The organism is Aquimarina celericrescens (assembly GCF_042682765.1).
GTDB classification, from domain to species: domain Bacteria; phylum Bacteroidota; class Bacteroidia; order Flavobacteriales; family Flavobacteriaceae; genus Aquimarina; species Aquimarina celericrescens.
Genome location: NZ_JBHUHY010000002.1, coordinates 162,497 through 183,063 on the forward strand (window position 1 = coordinate 162,497; position 20,567 = coordinate 183,063).

A 20,567-nucleotide genomic window follows, 5' to 3' on the forward strand; every position below is an offset into this window, starting at 1 on the left:
CTATCTTATATAGTATAAGACGAATAAAATTGAGTTTACCCCTAAACAAAAAAAAGATTTTTTAAAAAAAAGATAAAAATTCTCTTAAATGAAGTCGCATATGCCTGAGTGCCTTCGACATATGATTCTCTACGGTTTTGATCGAAATATTGAGCTCATCAGATATTTCTTTGTTTTTTAATCCCTCGATTCGGCTTTTGATGAATACTTTTTTGCATTTTTCTGGAAGTAGTTCTATTCCCAATTGTATTTTTTCTTCTAATTCTTTTTCTACTATTGAGATTGTATCCTTGTCAGCAAGTGCCGAATGATTTATGAACGCTTCTAATTGAGTAGTATTTGTAACTTTACTAAGCTTGTATTTTTTAGATCTAAGATAATCGAGACAAGAATTCTTCGTAATCTTAAACAAATATCCATTAATATTTGAGTTGATGTTCTTTCTTTTCTTCCATACTTTTACAAATACATCTTGTACAATTTCTTCAGCATCCTCTTTACTTGAAATATAACTTTGCGCCACATATAACAGCTTCATATAATAAAGCTCAAAGAGAATCCTGAAGGCTTCTTTATTGCCTTCATTAATATTCTTGATAAAAAAGCTATTTGCTATTTGTAATTCCCTTTCCACAGATGAAATTATTCATCATAAAGGTAAAATTTTTTTTATTTCTTTAACGTTTTTACAACAATTAATTAATAATAAATACTTGATTATTAAATAAACGTAATATTTAAGAGAGAATATTTATGATCTTCTCACTTAGGATCTTTTAACCATATAGTAAATCAGAAAAAAGATCAAAATAGTGATCAGGGTGGTTATATAATAATATAGAAAGTATTTTTTTAATACCAGATTTTTTTAGCCAATGATCTGCCAAAATATCCTGAGGAGGACATAAGTTAAAGGTTACATGTTGAAGATTATTATTATAAAACTACGGACTGCTTTCACAGTCCGTAGCTTAAATTGTATTATTTCATTCTCAGGTTTACAAACAACATTTGTCATTTACTATTTGTCCAAAACATACATTACCAGAACCGCCAGGAACTGCACAAAATCTTCCCAAAACATCTTGTAAAAATAAATCAAAGCAACCACTTGGACAAGATGACAAATTTGATACTCCACCATTAATGTTTTTCTGATTTTCTTTTGATAATTTTTGTACACCAGAAATGTTTGAAATTAGCTTTTTCATATTATAAGGTTTTAAAAGTTAAAAAGAATACTATTGGTATATTCTTCAATTATTAAATTTATGAAGAAAAGCTATCAATCTTTAATTTCTGTTTCTTTTTTTAGTAAAAATTAACTTAAATTCATTTTTTTTCAAAATACACATAATCAATTACTTAATTCAAAAATCTAAACTTTCAAAAAAGATTTCCCTATCAATTAAGATAAAAAAATAAAATCACATATAATTTCCCACGGTACTCTAACCCATAATTTATCAAGATTATAACAAAAAACCATTGTAAAGCTACCCAAAGTTTTTTACTTTCGGCATCAATTTGTTAACACAATAAATCATCTAATTATGCAAAATACGGCTTTAACACAAACACACATTGACCTAGGTGCAAGAATGGTACCTTTTGCAGGGTTTAATATGCCTGTTTCTTATGAAGGTGTTACTATAGAACACGAAACAGTTCGTAAAGGTGTTGGTGTTTTTGATGTTTCGCATATGGGTGAATTTTTAATTACTGGTCCAAATGCATTAGATTTAATTCAAAAAGTGACTTCTAACGATGCTTCAAAACTGCTGGATGGAAAAGCACAGTATAGTTGTTTGCCAAATGATAAAGGTGGAATTGTTGACGACTTAATCGTTTACAAAATCGAAGATGAAAAATATCTTTTGGTGGTTAATGCATCAAACATTAAAAAAGATTGGGATTGGATTAGTAGTCAGAATACTATGAATGCTGATATGCGGGATTTATCTGATGATTATTCTTTGCTTGCTATCCAAGGACCAAAAGCAGCTGAAGCCATGCATTCCTTAACTTCTGTTGATCTTGAAGCAATGAAATTTTACACTTTTGAAGTTGCAGATTTTGCAGGGATCGAACACGTCATCATTTCTGCAACCGGATATACTGGTAGTGGTGGTTTTGAAATCTATTGTAAGAATTCTGAAGTAAAACAGGTTTGGGATAAAGTTATGGAAGCAGGAGCTGACTATGGGATTAAACCTATTGGATTGGCTGCAAGAGATACGTTACGATTAGAAATGGGGTATTGCCTTTATGGAAATGATATAAATGATACCACTTCTCCTATAGAAGCTGGTTTAGGCTGGATCACAAAATTCTCTAAAGATTTTATTAATGCTGAGGCATTAGCAAAGGAAAAAGAACATGGACCAGAGCGAAAATTGATAGGTTTTGAACTTGACGAACGAGGAATCCCACGCCATGACTATGATATCGTAGACGGAAATGGAAAAACAATTGGAATCGTAACTTCGGGAACCATGTCCCCTTCCTTAGGAAAAGGCATTGGACTAGGATATGTGCCTACTATTTTTGCAACACCCGGAAGTAAAATTTACATTCAGGTTCGTAAAAAAACAATCCCTGCTACAGTAGTAAAATTACCTTTTTATAAAGGATAGGTTTTACAATAATAATTAGTGTTGTTAAGTTTCAAGGGTATAATAATATTGCTTTGAAACTTAATTTTTTTATAAGATATTTTTGAAAAGAATTTTAATCATAGGAGCCAGTGGTTTTATAGGAAATGCTCTTTATAGAGAGCTCAATTCCTATTTTGACACTTACGGTACCTATAAAACTGATAATACTTTTTTCGAGAAGAATCAGAAATTCTTTCAATACGATATGGAGCTAGAAGATATATCCATCTTATTAGACAATCTTAAACCTACAATTATCATTTCTGCCCTTCGCGGAAATCTTAATTCTCAATTAGATGCCCACCAAAGAATCATTACTTGGATACAAAAACATAGATGTAAGCTTATATTTATCTCTAGTGCTAATGTGTTCGATTCTTTTAGCAATTATCCTTCATATGAATTTGATAAGACCCTAAGTGATAGTGTTTATGGAAGATTCAAAATTAAAGTAGAAAATGCACTAATGCGGCTTCCTGTACACAAATATGTAATTGCACGCGTGCCTATGATTTTTGGGGCTACAACTCCCAGGGTACAAGAAATAAAAACACTTTACGATCTTCAAGCCCCTATAGAGGTGTTTCCTAACGTGATCATCAATACGACCTCTATCTTTAAACTTACACAACAGATACATTACATCATAAATCGTAATAAAAAAGGAATATTTCATTTAGGTAGTACCGATCTTATCTATCATTTTGATCTGATTCGGGAGATTTGTGATACACTTCAATTAGATGATCCTATTTTTAAACAAGTTTTTGATTCTAACAATGATAGATATCTTGCCGTTTTACCTAAGGATAATAAGCTTCCAAAGAATTTACAGATTACAACACAAGAAGTTATTGAGTCGGTCATAGTAAAGTGATTCTTAACAAACTCATAAATACTAATTCAAAAATTGTAATTCGCACTATCTTTGTAATATGATCGAAGCAGGAAAAAAAATTATTCTATTTGATGGCGTATGCAATCTGTGCAATAATGCCATTAATTTTGTGATCAAACGCGATAAAAATGATGTGTTTCGTTATGCTTCTTTACAAAGTGAAATAGGAAAAAAATTGATTGCAGAAAGAAATATAGATATTTCTAAAATTGATTCTATACTACTAATAGATCCAAAAATAGCCTATTATCATAAATCAACAGCTGCTTTGCAAATTTCAAAACAGCTGTCTGGTATTTACCCTCTACTTTCAGTTTTTCTTGTTGTACCTCAATCTTTAAGAGATTGGGTCTACGATATTATTGCCAAAAATCGATATAAATGGTTTGGCAAAAAAGAAAGTTGTATGATTCCGACCCCAGAACTTAAAGCTCTTTTTATTGATCAATAGTGATAGTGTCATTTTGTGCTCTTCATTTGATTTTTGACACATCCACAGACGAATTATTCATCTGCATTTCAGCACCTGTATTGGTTTGATGCTTCTTTCTTAGTTCTTTTGACTGAGCGTCTAACTTGTTGACGTTATCTATATGCACTATACTTAGACATATAATCGCAAATGCAATAAGTGCCATGGGTAGTAAAAGCCTTTTCATATTCATTGGTGTTTATTAGTGTGATAAAAGTGATACACCAAAAGTATATATAAGTATAATGAGATGTAAGGGGAGTATAACTGAATTTATACCGGGGAAAATACCCCTTTTTGACAAGATTAAGAATGGTAAGTATAAAAAAGATAATAAAAAATGATCAAATATTAGCGTCTGAAGGTATAACGAAAGCCATCTCTAATTTGTTGTTCGATAATAAGCTCACTTGCAGTAACCTCAAAATTACCACGATTTACGCCATCCAGGATTAATTCTTGATTACCTTGTATAGATACTAACGAATAGTCATACGTTCCTGTGGGTAATAGATCTTCAACAGAATCATCGGTATTATTATTCGTAATCGTAATAGTCTTGTTGGTTTCATTAAAATTCCAAATAATTATACCATTACTAAAATCATGATTTATCCCGACAAATCCCCCGGTCACATTTACCATATTCCAGCTACCGCTCAAATCAGGAATGTTTACATCTGGATCAGATGAAGTGTCATCATCATTACTGCAGCTTAGCGTAGTAAAAAGAAAAACGAACACAAGAACAAAAAAACGATTCATGTGATAAAAAACTGGTTATTAATAGTATAACTATAAATGACGCATTTTGGTATACGTTGCATAAAAAACTTTAGTAATCATTGCGAAGCGATTTTTTCTATTTCATCCAAAAGCATTATTAAATCATTTTCTTTTGTCATTGGATTCATCATTGTTGTTCTTAAATACAAATCTCTGCCTATTCGAGTCTGAACAATATAAAACTTACCAGATTTAATTAAAGAATCCCGAATTTCGGCATTTAAAGAATTAATATCTTTTTGTTTAGAATTCGTATATCTGAAATTGATAATATTTGCTTCTGGAACTAACGCAAGCTCAAAATTTGATCTCTCCTGGATCATTTTGGCAAAGACTAATGCCATGTCGTAAAGCCTCTCGACATTTTGTTCAAATACTGCTTCCCCATGGGTCTTTACAATAGCATACGTTTTGATGGCCATCATAGATTTGGTACATTCGAATGTTCGTTTTCCAGAGTTATACCATTCTTTTGTGTGTTGGGAATCCCATAAATATTGCGCTTGTTGTTCAAACGTTCTATAAGCATCTTCAGACTTCTTAAAAATAAGCGCAGTATTTAAAGATGGTGTCATTAACATTTTATGAAAATCAATGATAACAGAGTCTGCACGTGAAATCCCACTCACCAAATGCTTATATTGGTCAGAAAAAACTACTGCTCCGCCATGAGCACCATCTACATGAAACCAAAGGTTGTGTTGTTCTGCAAAATCGGCAAGTATATCCAAATTATCATAAGATCCTGTTGACGTTGTACAGGAGCATCCTATAACTGCAATTACTGATAATCCCCTGGACGTTGCCGAACTGTAATAACTATGAAGTAAATTGGTATCTATTCTAAAATGATCGTCTACCGGCACTTTTATAATTCCTTCACTACCCATTCCAAGAATCCTTGCTGCTCTATCTATACAGTAATGGGCTTCTTCAGATACCAGAATCGCTAATTTCTCTTGATGGCCCTCTTCCCAAACTGCAGAAGGGGCCTTAGCCTTACGAGCCGAAAGTAATGCAGTGAGATTAGCCAAAGTACCACCAGAGGTAAGAAAACCCGAAGAATTTGAGTCATATCCAATCTTTCTCGCCACCAAATCAGTAACAATTTTTTCTATCGCATTAGACGCCATTCCCATTTCATAGACCCCGGTACCGTTACTAAGTAAATCAGACATAAGCCCTGCCAGCCCAGACACTAATGCCGGAACAGATACCTGATGCCCAATATACCTTGGATGATGTACACTAATCGAATGTTCAAGAATATTCTTGAATACCTCTACTATTTCTGAATCTGAAGTAAAATCATGTTTCCAAAAATCTAACTCGTCTTCTGGTTCCTTATATGGAAGAACTGGATGATCTAGATTTGTTTGAACTTTTTCCATATGATCCGCAAGCATATCGATTACCTGATGCCCCAATTGTCTAAAATCAGAAGGGTTGTATGCCTCTTCCAAAAGGTTTCTTTTACTTACCATGTTCTTCATATTTAATACACTATTAATTAAAAAAAAATTAAAAAATGCGGCCTACATTGTAACAAAATATGTTACAATAATAATCTTCTGCTATAGTAGGCTGTCTAATTTTGATCAAGAATCATCCATAATGCGCAATGGATCAAATAAACAAGTAAACCTATCAAAATTAATCATCCCTACTTATAATAAAAAATACTTATTTTTGATTAATTAATAACAAAAACGTATTAATGACTATTCAGCAACTTAAAAATGTCATCATACTTTCTGAAAAATTAAACTTTACCCGGGCAGCAGAAGAATTACATATTGTGCAACCCGCGTTAAGCAGACAGATCAAACAATTGGAAGAAGAAATTGGAGCCGTTCTATTCAAAAGAGATAAACGTAATGTAAGAATTACTGCTGCAGGGACCTATTTTATTCGGGAAGCAAAAAAATTAGTACGGCAATCAGAAAGAATGGCAAAACAAGCTGAAAATATACAGAACGGAAAGGTAGGCGAAATTCATATTGCTTTTACACATTCTATAATGCAAACTATTTTGCCAGACATTTTAAAAACTATCAATCAACGTACCCCCGGGATCAAAGCTATATTAAAAGAAATGAATAATCGTGATCAATATTTGGCTTTACAACAAAATGAGTTGGATATCGGTTTTGCTACCAATCCTATGGTACCTATCAACTTAAAAAGTAAAGTATTGCATATTGACAATTTTGTGATTCTATTACCAGAAAATCATCCTGTAGATGAAAAGAACTATAAAGATTTCTCTGTTTTTGCTAAAGAAGAATTTATCTTCCCTACTGTTTCCGACGGTCCTAACTATGTACATATTCTTGAATCGATATGCATAGATGTAGGTTTTACCCCTAAAATAGTACACGAGACCGATTCTGCCAGTACCAGTTTTAGACTTGTTGAAGCCGGGTTAGGAATTTCTTTAGAGCCTATATCTTCTTTGCATGGACACGAATATCCGATCAAGAGTATCGAACTTAAAGACATCAAACAAAAAGCTAAACTCACTATGATGTGGAATCCAGAAAGAGAATCAGAATTTCCGGAATTATTCCAACTATTAAAAAACTGGAAGGTTGAATAACTATTTTACCTCCTCATAATGATCATCCCATTCTTTTACATGAGGGTCTCCTAGTTTTCCTACAGATTTTGCCACTATCATAGAAACTGTAGCATCTCCGGTTACATTAATCACAGTGCGCATCATATCTAACGGTCGATCTACTGCAAAAATTAATGCCAAACCTATCGGTAATTTATCCGATGGAAAACCTATTGCTTCTAGAACAATAACGAGCATTACCATTCCTGCCCCGGGTACGGCAGCAGAACCTATTGAAGCTAATAAAGCGGTAAGTACTATGGTGATTTGATTACTGAATGTCAACCCCTCTGGCCAAAGAACTTGCATAATAAATACTGAAGCAACCGCTTGATATAGACTAGTTCCATCCATATTAATTGTTGCGCCAACGGGTAGTACAAAACTTGAAACTTCTTTATCTACTCCGATATGCTCTTCTACTCTTTCCATAGTAACTGGCAGTGTCGCTGCACTAGAACTAGTAGAGAATGCCAATAATTGAGCAGGACTTATTTCTTTGAGGAACCAGAATGGAGATTTTTTCGTGATTACTGAAACCAGGAAACAATAAAAAACAATCATCAATAGTAATCCTGAGAATACTACAGCAACATATTTTAATAATGCCAATAGTATATCTGGATCATCAGAAGTTACTACCACATTGGCTAATAATGCAAAAACAGCATAAGGAGCCGTTAGCATAATAAGATCTACCATTTTTAAAACTACTTCATTAAGGCTATCAAAAAAGTTTTTTAAAGGTTCGGCGTGCTTTGGATTGATCAAGAGCATACTAATACCTAAAAATATAGCAAAGAAAATAACCTGAAGCATCAGCTTATTATCACTCATCGCAGCTACTGCGTTTTGAGGAACCATATCGATCACAAATTGTAATGGGCCACTTTCTTTTTGTTTACCAGCTTCAGCGATACGTTCTGATATTTTTGCACTACCTGCATATTCTGAAGTTAGTTTATCAATAGTTTCAGAAGTTATCCCTTCTCCTGGCTTCGTAACATTTACAATTAATAAACCTATAGTTATAGCAATTACTGTCGTAATAATATAGATAACAATAGTGCGACCACCTATCGTTTTAAATTTTGAAATATCCTTGAGATCTGAAATCCCTTTGATCAAGGACGCCAATATAAGAGGTACTGCAATAAGTTTTAAAAGATTAACGAAGATGGTACCAAACGGAGCAATCCAGTCTCCTGTAAATCCTTTTCCCCAGGAAATGGTTGTCATTGAGAATCCGAATACTATCCCCAATAGCATTCCTATCATGATCTTCCAGTGCAGTGCAATTTTCTTCATGTGAATTTTTTAATTTTTAAGCCTAAAGGCTCCGAAGATATAAATTAAAAACAAAAAAACCGTAACTACATTATGATAACGGTAATTATTGATCGTTTTATAGTCTTTGAGTTGGTGAGTTGGTGAGTTGGTGAGTTGGTGAGTTGGTGAGTTGGTGAGTTGGTGAGTTGGTGAGTTGGTGAGTTGGTGAGTAAAAGTATTAGAAAATATCTTTGATTATATTTTTGAGGTAAAACTTAGAAAAATATAATCTTCGAATCAATACCAACTAAGTATTTTCAAATCCAAAAAAAAATTATATTTTTTGTAATGTAAATATCGTAACACCACAAAACTCACCAACTAAAAAACTCACTCTACTTCTTAATTGTCCTGTTCATTAACCAATAATCAACAAGAACCAATGCTGCCATTGCCTCTACTATAGGCACCGCTCTGGGAACCACACAAGGGTCATGTCTTCCTTTACCTTGCATAGTAACCAAATTTCCGTCTTTATCTATCGTTTCTTGATCCTGCATTATAGTAGCCACAGGTTTAAATGCTACATTAAAATAGATGTCCATTCCGTTGGATATCCCTCCTTGTATTCCTCCTGAAAGGTTTGTTTTGGTAGTACCGTCGGTATTAAATAAATCATTGTGTTGGCTGCCTCTCAGCGTCGCTCCTTCAAAACCACTTCCGTATTCGAAACCCTTTACCGCATTTATAGATAACATCGCTTTTCCAAGTTCTGCATGCAATTTGTCAAACACAGGCTCGCCCAAACCTACTGGCACACCAGAAATAACACAGCTCACTATTCCACCAACCGTATCACCTTCTTTTCTGATTTGCTTAATATATTGCTCCATTTTGTTTGCGATTTCAGGATCAGGACAACGTACAACGTTAGTTTCTGTCAAAGAAAAGTCGAGTTCTGTATGAGCTTTTTGTAACTTAAGAGTTCCTACGCCACTCACATAAGCATTAATTTTTATATCAGACAAGACTTGTTTTGCAATAGCACCCGCAACCACCCTACTAGCTGTTTCTCTGGCCGAAGAACGACCACCCCCACGATAATCACGTACACCATATTTTTGATCATAGGTGTAGTCTGCATGAGAAGGTCTATAAGAATCTTTAATATGGGAATAGTCTTTTGATTTTTGATTGGCATTTTTTATCACAAAACCTATAGGAGTCCCGGTTGTAACTCCTTCAAAAATACCAGAGTAAAACTCAACAGTATCTGGTTCTTTTCTTTGGGTTACAATTGCTGATTGACCAGGTTTACGCCGATCCAATTCTTGTTGAATAGCATCTAAATCTAACTTTACCCCAGCCGGACAACCATCAATGACTCCTCCAATTGCGAGTCCGTGAGATTCGCCGAATGTAGTAAGTTTAAATAAATTTCCGAAAGTGTTTCCTGCCATGAATGCAAATTTTAGCACAAATGTAATTGTTAATCTTCAAAAACCTAGTAGTAATATGATAGAAAAACAAGGGTTTCTTCAACAAAAATTGAATCAATTATAGATTAACCGCTCCTTTTTTTAGCAAATATTATTTACTTACATCCCGGGAAACCAATTTATCCATAAATCTTCTATTTTAACAAATATCTAAAGAGCTACTGACATAGGGTTGTCATACAAGATGGTTACTTTTGAATTATCAAATCAATAGAAAAACAACGATGGCAGAACCGCTCAAAAATGTATACAATGAGTTATTCTTTGAGAAATTTTTAAATACTGTAAAAGAAGTATATCCTAAGATAAATAGCACTAAGTTTCTTTCTGATATATATAAGGATCATTGGAAAGAAAAAGAACTAAAACAACGGATGTATCATATCTCTTCTGTCCTTTTTAAACATTTACCTAATAATTTTGTTATAGCCACTAAGATCATCGTCCAAATGACAGAAGTACTGAAAACCAAAGAAGAAAGTATGTCTTTTGAGTACATGTTTCTGGCCGATTATATTGAAAAGTATGGTTTGGATAACTACCAAACTTCAATTAGTGCAATGGAAGAAATTACCAAATTTACTAGTTGTGAATTTGCTGTACGACCCTTCATATTCAAGTATCCAGAACAAATGCGATCCCAGCTTTTAGAGTGGTCTCAACATGCGCATCCTATGGTAAGACGTCTGGCTTCAGAAGGATCCCGACCCCGGCTACCTTGGACAATGAGGTTACCAAGCTTTCAAAAAGACCCCTCTCCTATTATTCCTATTTTAAAAAACTTAAAAAACGACCCTTCAGAAATGGTTCGTCGCAGTGTTGCAAATAATCTGAATGACATTTCAAAAGACAATCCCGAAATAGTGATTAGTTTAGCAATAAAATGGAAAGGAAAATCTAAAGAAACTGATAAACTTATAAAACACGCTTGCAGAACGCTATTAAAAGAAGGAAATCGTGAGATTATGAAATTATTTGGTTTTAGAACGATAAAAGAGATAAAAATCTCAGACTTTCAAGTTTTAACTCCAAAAATAAAGGTGGGTAATTCACTTGAATTTTCTTTCGTACTCAAAAACAAATCAAAAACCACATCAAAAATCAGGTTAGAATGTGGTATTTATTATAAAAAAGCCAACGGAATCCTTTCTAGAAAAGTCTTTAAAATTAGTGAAAAAGAATATTTAGCAAATTCTATCACGACAATCAAAAGAAAACAACCTTTTAAAATAATTACTACCCGTAAATTGTATTCAGGAACGCATCAAATATCATTGATCATTAATGGCAATGAGTTTGAAAAACTTGATTTTGAACTCTTATAAATGCAATAATTATGATATCAATTCAAACTTCTTGATTGTTCACAAGTTCTTGAAAGTAGTATATTCTTAATGTTTAGGTAATACTTCAGTTTAATCTTTAATTACTGATAACAATGATGTTATAATTCCTTAATTGCTTCTTAAACAAGGAATAGTTTCTTTGTAGGAATAAGTTTATTCTATGAAAAAACGTATTGTAGACCTTGTTGTTATTTCAGACATCCACCTTGGAACTTACGGTTGCCAGGCAAAAGAGCTTCTTCATTACTTAAACAGCATTAAACCAAAAACACTTATTCTTAACGGGGATATTATAGACATCTGGCAATTTAGAAAGCGATATTTTCCAAAATCCCATCTTAAAGTCATCAAAAAGATCATTTCATTCGCTTCAAAAGGTACCGAAGTAATTTATATTACCGGTAATCATGATGAGATGCTTCGTAAATTTAGTGATACCCAGATTGGTGATTTTAAATTGGTAAATAAACTTGTATTAGAATTAGATGGTAAGAAAGCTTGGTTCTTTCATGGAGATGTTTTTGATGTCTCTATTCAAAGTGCAAAATGGTTGGCAAAATTAGGAGGTTGGGGGTATGATATGCTTATCCTTTTAAATCAAGGCATTAATTGGTTTTTGGCAAGTATGGGTAAAGAAAAGTTCTCCTTATCTAAGAAAATCAAGAACAGCGTTAAGAAAGCAGTTAAATATGTTAATGATTTTGAAGAAATTGCGGCAGAGCTAGCTATAGAAAACAACTATCAATATGTGGTCTGTGGACATATCCATCAACCACAGATGAGAGAACATACAACTAAAAATGGCTCTTGCTTCTATCTAAATTCTGGGGATTGGATAGAAAATCTAACTTCGCTAGAATACCATAACCAAGAATGGAAGCTAGTATATTATCAACAAGAACAATTAGAAGTATTTGTTGAGCCTGTTGAAGAACTTGAAAATTTATTAAGTATTCCTGAAAACATAATTACAGATATTACTTCATTTCTTAAATAAATTCTGGCTTTTTAGCAGTAGATAATTCCCCGAATATCATCACCAAAACAATAAAGAATTAAAAGTTTCAAAAAAAGCTCTTTTAGCTGGGTAAGAAATCTTTATGGTAATAACTATATAGTGAAACTGTTACCGAATTAATGACATAAGTATAGAGATACAGTTTCCTTATAGTCATAATTCAAAAAATAACTTTTAACCTTTTTATTATTTAAGCACAATGAAAAACATACTTAAATTCGTAGTGATCATGGCCGTAATGGGCTTATTCTATGCCTGTCAAAACGAATCAGATTTTGAAGAAGAATTAGTTAATGGAATAGAAGAAATAGAAGTTGAAGGGGCTAAGTCAGGAATATATGTTTCTAAAGATGGTGTTCTGAATTTCGATACTATGGAAGACTTCCAAAAAACCATCTTATGGATTAAAAATGTAACCGATGATGAGGCTTTAGAATGGAATGAAGAATTAGGATTTGAATCCTTGCACAGTTTGTATATGACAGCTTTATCTGAAGAAGAAAAAATGATGGAGGACTTTAGCGAACTTATTAGCTCTATGATGAATGTGGAGACAGATCAGGAAATTTCTGATTTCAAAGAAAAATTTGCTAATAATATTCCTCTTTTTCAAAAAAGTAGAAGTGATATTGAGGAAAAGTATCAAAACTATATACATTTTGAAAACAGCCGCGTAATAGGCATGAAAACGTATGATCCTATTATTTCCCGATTAACAACAAAAGAGGGGTATGTATATGTTGGGGGCTCAAAGCTTCAATATACAGAAGAAAGCCTTACGGTTATTCCTAATTTTCAAGAGCAAGCTTTAGCAAAAAAATCTAACAAAGAAGAAGAAAAAGAAGAGATACATGTCTTTAATTTTGCTGCAAAAAGTGAAGTTTCTACTAAATCATCACAAACACAAGAATATGCAGATAGATGTTCCACTCAGTTTGATTCTAAGAAAAAATTAACAGGTAATACCAAAGTAATTAATACGGTTGTACCAATTTATGATCGAGTTTGGGTTCCCCGAGTATGCGAAACTATCTGTCCAGGTTTAGAGGAAGAGGGTAATGGTGAATTTGATGGTCCGACACCTATAGATATTGAAGATTGCTATGAAAGTTGTACAGGAGGATATTATAGAAATATTTTAAGAGGATACAACTATATAAATACTCGATTAGAAGCGACGCATAGAAATTATAAAATTGTATGTTTTATAGGATGCTGGGAGAATTGGGATAAGCGACATGCTGAGATCACAGTTAGCGGAGTACACAATGAGGTCATCAGTCCAGGTAATGTAGAAAAATATAGCTGGATAAAAGATATCTCTCCAAGAAGTAGTGGAACTTTAATTGCAACCTACAGAAGCGATCTATCTTTCTTATTATCAGGAACTTGCTTTACTCAAACAAGCTGGTAACAAGATCATATAACAAGAGACTTTCTTAGCAAAGTAATGGGATGGAACGCCGTGCGGTCTGTCCCATCTTTTATTTGATGCCTGCAACTGGTACCCACAGCTGAAATTATGGTATCTTCAGATGCTTTTCTAACCGCAGGAAACAAAGTTTGTTCTCCTACTTTCATGCTTATATTATAGTGTTCTTTTTCATACCCAAAAGACCCTGCCATACCACAGCAACCCGATGGAATAATGGTAACCTTAAAATTCACTGGTAAATTCAGTATTGAAAAAGTATCATGTATGTTAGATAAAGCCTTTTGATGGCAATGTCCATGTAATTTTATAGTTTTAGATTCTAAGGTGAATTGGCTTGAAGTTATAGTTCCCTTTTCTATTTCAGAAGCTAAAAATTCATCGATTAAAAAAGTATTTTCAGACAAGGATTTTGCTCTTTTTTTATCCTTTGACAATCGCAGATATTCATCTCTAAAAGTTAAAATAGCTGAAGGCTCTAAACCAACTAATGGGCATTTAGTGGAAATCAAATTGCTAAAGACATCTATATTATAGTTAGCCAATTCTTTTGCCGGTTTCAATAACCCTTTTGAAATAAAACTACGTCCACTTTCCTTGTGATGTACAACCTTTACTTCATAATTTAAACTGGTTAATAGTTCTATAGCATCAATACCTATCCCAGTATCTAGATGATTAGTAAATTCGTCTACAAAGAAAAAGATACTTTTAACAGGGGTTGCAGGCTGAATATTGTTAAGATTATCTTTGCACCAATTTCGTAATGATTGTTTACTTAATTGTGGCAAATCTCGTTTTTTTGCAATACCAAATACAGATTTAATAATACCTGAAGTAAGTTTATTTCTAAAAAAGAAATTAGTTAATCCCGTTGCCTTTCTGCCTAGTTCATTCAACTTATTATTATACGCAAAAAGCTTTGTTCTTAATGAAATCCCGTTTTCTTGCTGATATTGATACTCAAATTCTGCTTTTAATGTGGCGACATCTACATTCGAGGGACATTCACTAGCGCATCCTTTACAACTCAGACATAAGTCAAAAACTTCTTTAAGCTCTTTATTATTGAATTTGTTCGACTTATCGCTATTGGTTAAAAACTCTCTTAATGCATTAGCTCTACCTCTGGTGGTGTCCTTCTCATTTTTTGTTACTCTATAACTAGGACACATAGTACCACCTGCGGCTGCAGATTTACGGCAATCTCCACTTCCGTTACATTTCTCAGTGGCTCTTAAAATTCCCAGGGAATCTGAAAAATCGAGTAAAGTATTTATTTCTGGTTCATCTCGATCAATTTCATATCGTAATTTTTGATCCATTGGGTATGCATCCACAATCTTTCCGGGATTGAAGATATTATAAGGATCAAAGGTTTTCTTTATATGTTTTACAATTTCATAGTTCTCTTCTCCTATCATAAAAGGAATATAGCTTGCTCGTACAATTCCGTCGCCATGCTCACCGCTCATAGATCCCTGATATTTTTTTACTAAAGAAGCCACATCGTCGGTTATTTTTTTAAATAGAATAACATCTCCACTTTTCTTTAGGTCCAGAATAGGTCTTAAATGCAACTCTCCAGCACCGGCATGAGCATAATATACCGCTTTTTGATTATAAGAATTCATTACTTTTGTAAACTCTGAGATATATTCTGCCAAATCTGGAATTGCAACAGCCGTATCTTCAATGCAGGCAACCGCTTTTTTATCACCAACAATGTTTCCCAACAGGCCTAATCCGGCCTTGCGAAGTTCTAATGCTTGATTGATTTCATTGCCAATTAAAATGGGATGAGAATAACTTGCTGTTGAATTGTTCAGCGTTTCTAATAGACTCTTTTTTTGCTTTTCCAAATCACCAACATTTTCACTTCTTAACTCTAACATTAAGATTGCTTCTGGGTCGTCTACAATAAAAAATCGATTCTTTAACTGTTCGATATTATTTTTAGTACAATCTAAAATAGTCTTATCCATCATCTCGCAGGTAAACAATGAATGTTTCATCACTGGTGCTACTGCTTTCATGCAATCATCAATGCTACTGAAATGTGCCGCAATCATGAGTGATTCCTTAGGAGGAAGTTCATCCAGTTGTAACTTAATTTGGGTAGTAAAGGCTAAGGTGCCTTCACTTCCTGTAAGCAGTTTACACATATTAAAAGGTACACTATCTTTTGAAAAAACTTCAGAATCTATCAATTCATCAATGGCATATCCAGTGTTTCGACGATGTATTTCGGGTTTCGGAAAATTATCTTTAATCTGCTGTTGTACTGAGTCTGAAGAAAGTTCTTCATAGATTTGCTGGTAGATTTTACCTTCCAGCGTATTTAATCTCTTCTTTTCTTCAAGTATAGATAAAGAAATTTCAGAAAAAACGACCTCGCTCCCATCAGATAAAATAGTATGCAGCTCTAACACTTTATCTCTAGTCACTCCATACTGAATCGAAGTTGTACCACTACTATTATTGCCCACCATGCCTCCAATCATACATCGATTTGAGGTAGAGGTATTAGGTCCAAAAAATAAACCATAAGGTTCTAAGAAACGATTAAGATCATCCCGAATCACTCCAGGCTGTACAATAACTGTCTTTCTTTCTGGATCTACAGATATTATTTTGGTGAAATGCTTAGAAACATCGACCACTATACCATCCCCTACACATTGTCCTGCTAGAGATGTACCGGCTGTTCTGGGAATAAGACCTACTTTGTATTGTAAGGCAAAGTTTACGATCTTTTTTATATCATTAACCGATTTAGGAAATGCAACTGCTAATGGGATTCTTCGATATACGGAAGCATCAGTAGCATATAAGACCTTGCTAAGTTGATCAGATTTTATTTCACCTTCAAGTTGACTCTTCAAGGATAACCATGTTTCTTTATTGATCATATTTATCTTTCTTTACCAAAGAGTCCAATGAAACTGTTCGTTTAAAATTAGTATCAAAACATATAAAGCTATCGGTTCCTGCTACACCATCAATATGATGTACCTGTTCGTATAGAATCTTTCGCAAATGTTGATTATCATATGCAAAAATAAGAATGAAAATGGCATAATTACCCGATACATAATTACATTCTAAAATTTCGGGTATATTTCTTAATCCTTCTACTACTTTTTCTGCATATCTCGCTTCACGTAATCGAATACCAACATAAGATTTTGTTCTGAAGCCTATCTTTTTTTCATTCACCACAAACTCGGCCTGTTGTATTACTCCATGTTGTTTCAATTTTCGAATTCTTTGATGCACTAAAGAATTAGAAATTTTTAGGTCATCAGCTATCTGAGAGAACGGTTTTCTGGCATCTTCTCGTATCTGTAGAAGTATTTGTTGATCTATATAATCAAAATGATGCATAATTATTATAAACTTTAAAGATCCAAGATCAAATTTTCTATTGCAATATGCCATAAGATTAATTTGACATAAAATTGCCTTTAATAAAACTAAATAAGTATTAATGTGCAGCAATAACGGTCAAAACTAGTAATTTTACATCAAAATTAAAACATAATTAAAATGGATTCTACTTATTTTTTTAAACAGCTTTGGGAACAATACACAGCAAAAACACCCTCAGCAGCAAAAGTAAAATCTTTATTTGAAGAAAAAGGGGATACCGTATTCAATGATCACATTGCTATACGTACTTTTAATGATACTAGAATCAATATTGATGTTTTGGCGAAACCTTTTAAAGCAATGGGATATGAAGCCAAGGGGAAATATCATTTTGAGAAAAAGAAATTGTTTGCAAAACACTTTGAACATAAAACAGAAGCTAATGCACCAAAAATTTTTATAAGCGAGTTATTGCTGGAAGAATTTTCGATGAAACTACAAAAGACTATTGATGTTATATTAAATCAAGTTCAACCCAATACATTTAATGCAAAAGATTTGATCTTAAAAGGACGAGTTTGGCCAAAGCCGTCATTAAAGATCTACCAAGAACTTCTGGAAGAATCTGAATATGCGGCATGGATGTATGTTAATGGTTTTTGTTCGAATCATTTTACTGTAGATGTGAATAAACTAAAGTCATTTGAATCTTTAGCTCAGGTTAATGAATTTCTACAAACCAATGGATTTAAATTAAATTCTTCTGGTGGCAAGATCAAAGGTAATCCCTCTTTGTTCTTAGAACAGTCTAGCATATTAGCAGATGAAATCGAGGTAGAATTTAAAGAAAAGGTCAAAAAAGTAACATCATGCTATTATGAATTCGCACTGCGATATCCAACAGCAGAAGGTAATCTTTTTGCAGGTTTTATTGCTAATTCTGCCGATAAGATTTTCGAAAGTACAAATGTAAATAGAAGACGCAATTGATCGAAATTAACAAAATTTTAAGTACTTTTCACAACAATAATATCATAGTGACGTTATATTAGCTTCGTTAAACAACAAACCTAAATTTATTATTATGATTAAGCAAATTTTAGTAATTATGATTTTTTCCATGGCATTTTCGGGAGTTCTACAAGCTCAGGAAAGCTTATCCAAAAATGCAATAGGTCTTCGATTAGGAGATGAAGATGATACAGGACTTGGTCTAGAAGCAACTTATCAGCGTCTGGTAAGTAGTGATAATAGAGTTGAAATTGATTTTGGGTGGCGTAACGAAGATGCAGGAGGTTTAGATTTCGATTTGTATAAGCTTACAGGATTATATCATTGGATGTTTGGTATTAACAAAGGTCTTTATTGGTATGTAGGCCCAGGTGCTTCATTAAGATACCTTACTTTTGATTCTGACGCAGTAGATAGTGAATTTGACGTATTTATTGCAGGAAATGTGGGAATTGAATATAATTTTGCGATTCCTCTACAATTGTCCTTTGATATAAGACCTGAATTTGGAATAACTGATGATACAGATGATCTTGAAATCGATTGGGGTTTATCTGTTCGGTACAAATTCTAAACAAAAGACAGTACTTATATAAATCGTTCCTAAGACATTGCTAATGCACCTTCGTATAATGCAATGTATTTAGGAACGATTTCATTTACATCAAATTTTTTGGCTTCTTTGTATGCATTTTGTTTGAATATCTCAAGAATGTTGTCATCTTCTAATATCTTAATAGCATTTTCAGACATATCTTTTACATCTCCAACTTTACTTAAATATCCAGAAACACCATGATTATTTACTTCTGGTATACCACCGGCATCACTCGATATCACAGGTACTTTGTTTACCATAGCTTCTAATGCCGCCAAACCAAAACTTTCTCTTTCTGAAGGGAGCAAAAACAGATCTGAGAAACAAAGAATCTTGTCTATTTCGTTACTATTTCCAAAGAAAATCACTTTGTCTTTTATTCCCAACTCTTTACACTTCTTCTCTGCAGGTTTACGTTCGGGCCCTTCTCCCACCATTAATAGTTTAGCAGGTATCTCTTTCTGGATATTGTAAAATATATCAATAATATCATGTATTCGCTTTACTGCCCTAAAATTGCTAATATGAGTTACGATACGTTCTTCTGGAGTAGCCATTAGCTCTCTCTGACAATCTGTGAAACTAGTTTTCTGGTGACTTACATCGATAAAATTAGGAACGACCTGTATGTCTTTCCGAATATCAAATAAACGCAACGTATCTTCTTTCAAACTTTGGGATACCGAAGTGACAATATCGCTATTGTTAATGCTAAAAGTAACTGCGGGTTTATAATAAGGATGATTTCCTACTAGTGTAATATCTGTACCATGTAACGTAGTTACCATGGGAACATAAATACCTTCTTCTTCTAACATCTTTTTTGCCATATACCCTGCATAAGCATGGGGAATGGCGTAATGCACATGAAGTACGTCTATCTGGTACTTTTTTATAGTATCTACCAATTTACTTGATAATGCTAATTCGTAAGGCTGGTAATGAAAAAGTGGATACGTAGGAACATTAACTTCATGAAAGTGAATATTGGGATTTAATAGATCCAACCGCACAGGCTGTTTATAAGTAATAAAGTGTACTTCATGATCTAATTTGGCAAGAGCAATTCCAAGCTCTGTAGCCACAACCCCACTACCCCCAAAGGTAGGATAACAAACGATAGCAATTTTCATCCAATTAATTTTCTTGGTTCACAAGGTACAAGAAAATTAATAGCAATATTTGTTAAAATAATTTTAAAAAAAGCAGATCATAAGCCGGATTCTGTTTCCTGAAAAATCAAGATCCTTATCATTTATCTAGGCCAATAATTACTTATTGACTCTAACCGCCTACCCTCCAACGTTGGGCGCACAACCCTCAAAAGCTGGTTTACATGGCGTTGCACCGTATAGAGTTTACCTGGTTTCACTACAGCATTACCTGTACATTCTTTCTGTTGCACTTGTCCTCGTCTTGCGACGGACGGGCGTTACCCGCTATACTGTGCTTCGGTGTCCGGACTTTCCTCGACTAAAAGCCGCGATAAGGTGATCTGCTTGGCACAAAAATAGAACAATAAATGTACCAAATTACTCGATACGACAAATATTTGATATTGTTAATAACTACAGCATAAAAACCATCCC

At 33.5% G+C, this 20,567-nt stretch carries 19 protein-coding genes and 1 other RNA gene; 9 read left to right on the plus strand and 11 right to left on the minus strand.

All coding sequences use genetic code 11. The features are described from left to right. Positions 1–61: 61 nt before the first annotated feature. Both ACFSJT_RS00745 and ACFSJT_RS00750 read right to left on the minus strand, forming a co-directional pair. Complete coding sequence (locus ACFSJT_RS00745; RefSeq protein ID WP_378318267.1) at positions 62–634, minus strand: RNA polymerase sigma-70 factor; 573 nt, start codon at positions 632–634, stop codon at positions 62–64. Positions 635–998: 364 nt separating this feature from the next. Then, on the minus strand, positions 999–1,211 hold the full coding sequence (locus ACFSJT_RS00750) for a hypothetical protein (protein ID WP_378318268.1): 213 nt from the start codon (positions 1,209–1,211) through the stop codon (positions 999–1,001). A gap of 342 nt (positions 1,212–1,553) precedes the next feature. Between ACFSJT_RS00750 and gcvT the strand changes: the two genes are divergently transcribed. The 3 genes from gcvT to ACFSJT_RS00765 all read left to right on the plus strand — a co-directional run bounded on the left by gcvT (position 1,554) and on the right by ACFSJT_RS00765 (position 4,006). Then, positions 1,554–2,636, plus strand: a complete 1,083-nt coding sequence (gcvT, locus tag ACFSJT_RS00755) for a glycine cleavage system aminomethyltransferase GcvT (protein ID WP_378318269.1) — start codon at positions 1,554–1,556, stop codon at positions 2,634–2,636. 82 nt (positions 2,637–2,718) lie between these two features. Beyond that, positions 2,719–3,534, plus strand: coding sequence for a sugar nucleotide-binding protein (locus ACFSJT_RS00760; protein WP_378318270.1), 816 nt, complete (start codon positions 2,719–2,721; stop codon positions 3,532–3,534). A 58-nt stretch (positions 3,535–3,592) separates the two neighbouring features. Beyond that, the gene (locus tag ACFSJT_RS00765) at positions 3,593–4,006 is read left to right on the plus strand and encodes a thiol-disulfide oxidoreductase DCC family protein (RefSeq protein WP_378318271.1); all 414 of its coding nucleotides are present in this window, start codon (positions 3,593–3,595) and stop codon (positions 4,004–4,006) included. A 22-nt stretch (positions 4,007–4,028) separates the two neighbouring features. Here the strand turns inward: ACFSJT_RS00765 and ACFSJT_RS00770 are convergent, their stop codons facing one another. The 3 genes from ACFSJT_RS00770 to ACFSJT_RS00780 form a co-directional block, all read right to left on the minus strand. Further along, the gene (locus tag ACFSJT_RS00770; RefSeq protein WP_378318272.1) at positions 4,029–4,214 is read right to left on the minus strand and encodes a hypothetical protein; all 186 of its coding nucleotides are present in this window, start codon (positions 4,212–4,214) and stop codon (positions 4,029–4,031) included. 164 nt (positions 4,215–4,378) lie between these two features. After that, a complete protein-coding gene (locus ACFSJT_RS00775; protein WP_378318273.1) occupies positions 4,379–4,792 on the minus strand; it encodes a hypothetical protein in 414 nt (137 codons plus the stop codon). A 77-nt stretch (positions 4,793–4,869) separates the two neighbouring features. Further along, positions 4,870–6,297, minus strand: coding sequence for a pyridoxal phosphate-dependent decarboxylase family protein (locus ACFSJT_RS00780; protein ID WP_378318274.1), 1,428 nt, complete (start codon positions 6,295–6,297; stop codon positions 4,870–4,872). 233 nt (positions 6,298–6,530) lie between these two features. On the opposite strand from ACFSJT_RS00780, the gene ACFSJT_RS00785 reads away from it, so the two are divergent. Continuing rightward, a complete protein-coding gene (locus ACFSJT_RS00785) occupies positions 6,531–7,412 on the plus strand; it encodes a LysR family transcriptional regulator (RefSeq protein WP_378318275.1) in 882 nt (293 codons plus the stop codon). On the opposite strand, the gene ACFSJT_RS00790 is transcribed toward ACFSJT_RS00785, so the two are convergent. Both ACFSJT_RS00790 and aroC read right to left on the minus strand, forming a co-directional pair. Then, positions 7,413–8,741, minus strand: a complete 1,329-nt coding sequence (locus ACFSJT_RS00790; protein ID WP_378318276.1) for a dicarboxylate/amino acid:cation symporter — start codon at positions 8,739–8,741, stop codon at positions 7,413–7,415. Positions 8,742–9,097: 356 nt separating this feature from the next. Further along, complete coding sequence (aroC, locus tag ACFSJT_RS00795) at positions 9,098–10,162, minus strand: chorismate synthase (RefSeq protein WP_378318277.1); 1,065 nt, start codon at positions 10,160–10,162, stop codon at positions 9,098–9,100. A 263-nt stretch (positions 10,163–10,425) separates the two neighbouring features. Between aroC and ACFSJT_RS00800 the strand changes: the two genes are divergently transcribed. The 3 genes from ACFSJT_RS00800 (at position 10,426) to ACFSJT_RS00810 (ending at position 13,979) form a co-directional block, all read left to right on the plus strand. Continuing rightward, positions 10,426–11,526: a DNA alkylation repair protein gene (locus tag ACFSJT_RS00800; RefSeq protein WP_378318278.1), complete on the plus strand. Its 1,101-nt coding sequence runs from the start codon at positions 10,426–10,428 to the stop codon at positions 11,524–11,526. A gap of 181 nt (positions 11,527–11,707) precedes the next feature. Further along, positions 11,708–12,544 (plus strand): UDP-2,3-diacylglucosamine diphosphatase, encoded by an 837-nt coding sequence (locus ACFSJT_RS00805; RefSeq protein ID WP_378318279.1) that lies wholly within the window; start codon positions 11,708–11,710, stop codon positions 12,542–12,544. A gap of 220 nt (positions 12,545–12,764) precedes the next feature. Continuing rightward, positions 12,765–13,979 carry a hypothetical protein gene (locus ACFSJT_RS00810; RefSeq protein ID WP_378318280.1) on the plus strand — a complete coding sequence of 405 codons (1,215 nt, stop codon included), beginning with the start codon at positions 12,765–12,767 and terminating at the stop codon, positions 13,977–13,979. A gap of 5 nt (positions 13,980–13,984) precedes the next feature. On the opposite strand, the gene ACFSJT_RS00815 is transcribed toward ACFSJT_RS00810, so the two are convergent. Next, on the minus strand, positions 13,985–16,909 hold the full coding sequence (locus ACFSJT_RS00815; RefSeq protein ID WP_378318281.1) for an FAD-binding and (Fe-S)-binding domain-containing protein: 2,925 nt from the start codon (positions 16,907–16,909) through the stop codon (positions 13,985–13,987). Next, complete coding sequence (locus ACFSJT_RS00820; protein WP_378318282.1) at positions 16,899–17,438, minus strand: Lrp/AsnC family transcriptional regulator; 540 nt, start codon at positions 17,436–17,438, stop codon at positions 16,899–16,901. Before ACFSJT_RS00820 ends, ACFSJT_RS00815 begins: the two co-directional genes overlap by 11 nt. A gap of 108 nt (positions 17,439–17,546) precedes the next feature. Between ACFSJT_RS00820 and ACFSJT_RS00825 the strand changes: the two genes are divergently transcribed. Further along, positions 17,547–18,359 (plus strand): DUF1338 domain-containing protein, encoded by an 813-nt coding sequence (locus ACFSJT_RS00825; RefSeq protein WP_378318283.1) that lies wholly within the window; start codon positions 17,547–17,549, stop codon positions 18,357–18,359. 94 nt (positions 18,360–18,453) lie between these two features. Further along, positions 18,454–18,954 carry an outer membrane beta-barrel protein gene (locus ACFSJT_RS00830; protein ID WP_378318284.1) on the plus strand — a complete coding sequence of 167 codons (501 nt, stop codon included), beginning with the start codon at positions 18,454–18,456 and terminating at the stop codon, positions 18,952–18,954. 29 nt (positions 18,955–18,983) lie between these two features. Here the strand turns inward: ACFSJT_RS00830 and bshA are convergent, their stop codons facing one another. Both bshA and rnpB read right to left on the minus strand, forming a co-directional pair. Beyond that, entirely contained in the window at positions 18,984–20,111 is a 1,128-nt protein-coding gene (gene bshA / locus ACFSJT_RS00835) for an N-acetyl-alpha-D-glucosaminyl L-malate synthase BshA (protein ID WP_378318285.1), read from the minus strand. A gap of 65 nt (positions 20,112–20,176) precedes the next feature. Next, positions 20,177–20,480, minus strand: an RNA gene (rnpB, locus tag ACFSJT_RS00840) — RNase P RNA component class A. Positions 20,481–20,567: the final 87 nt, after the last annotated feature.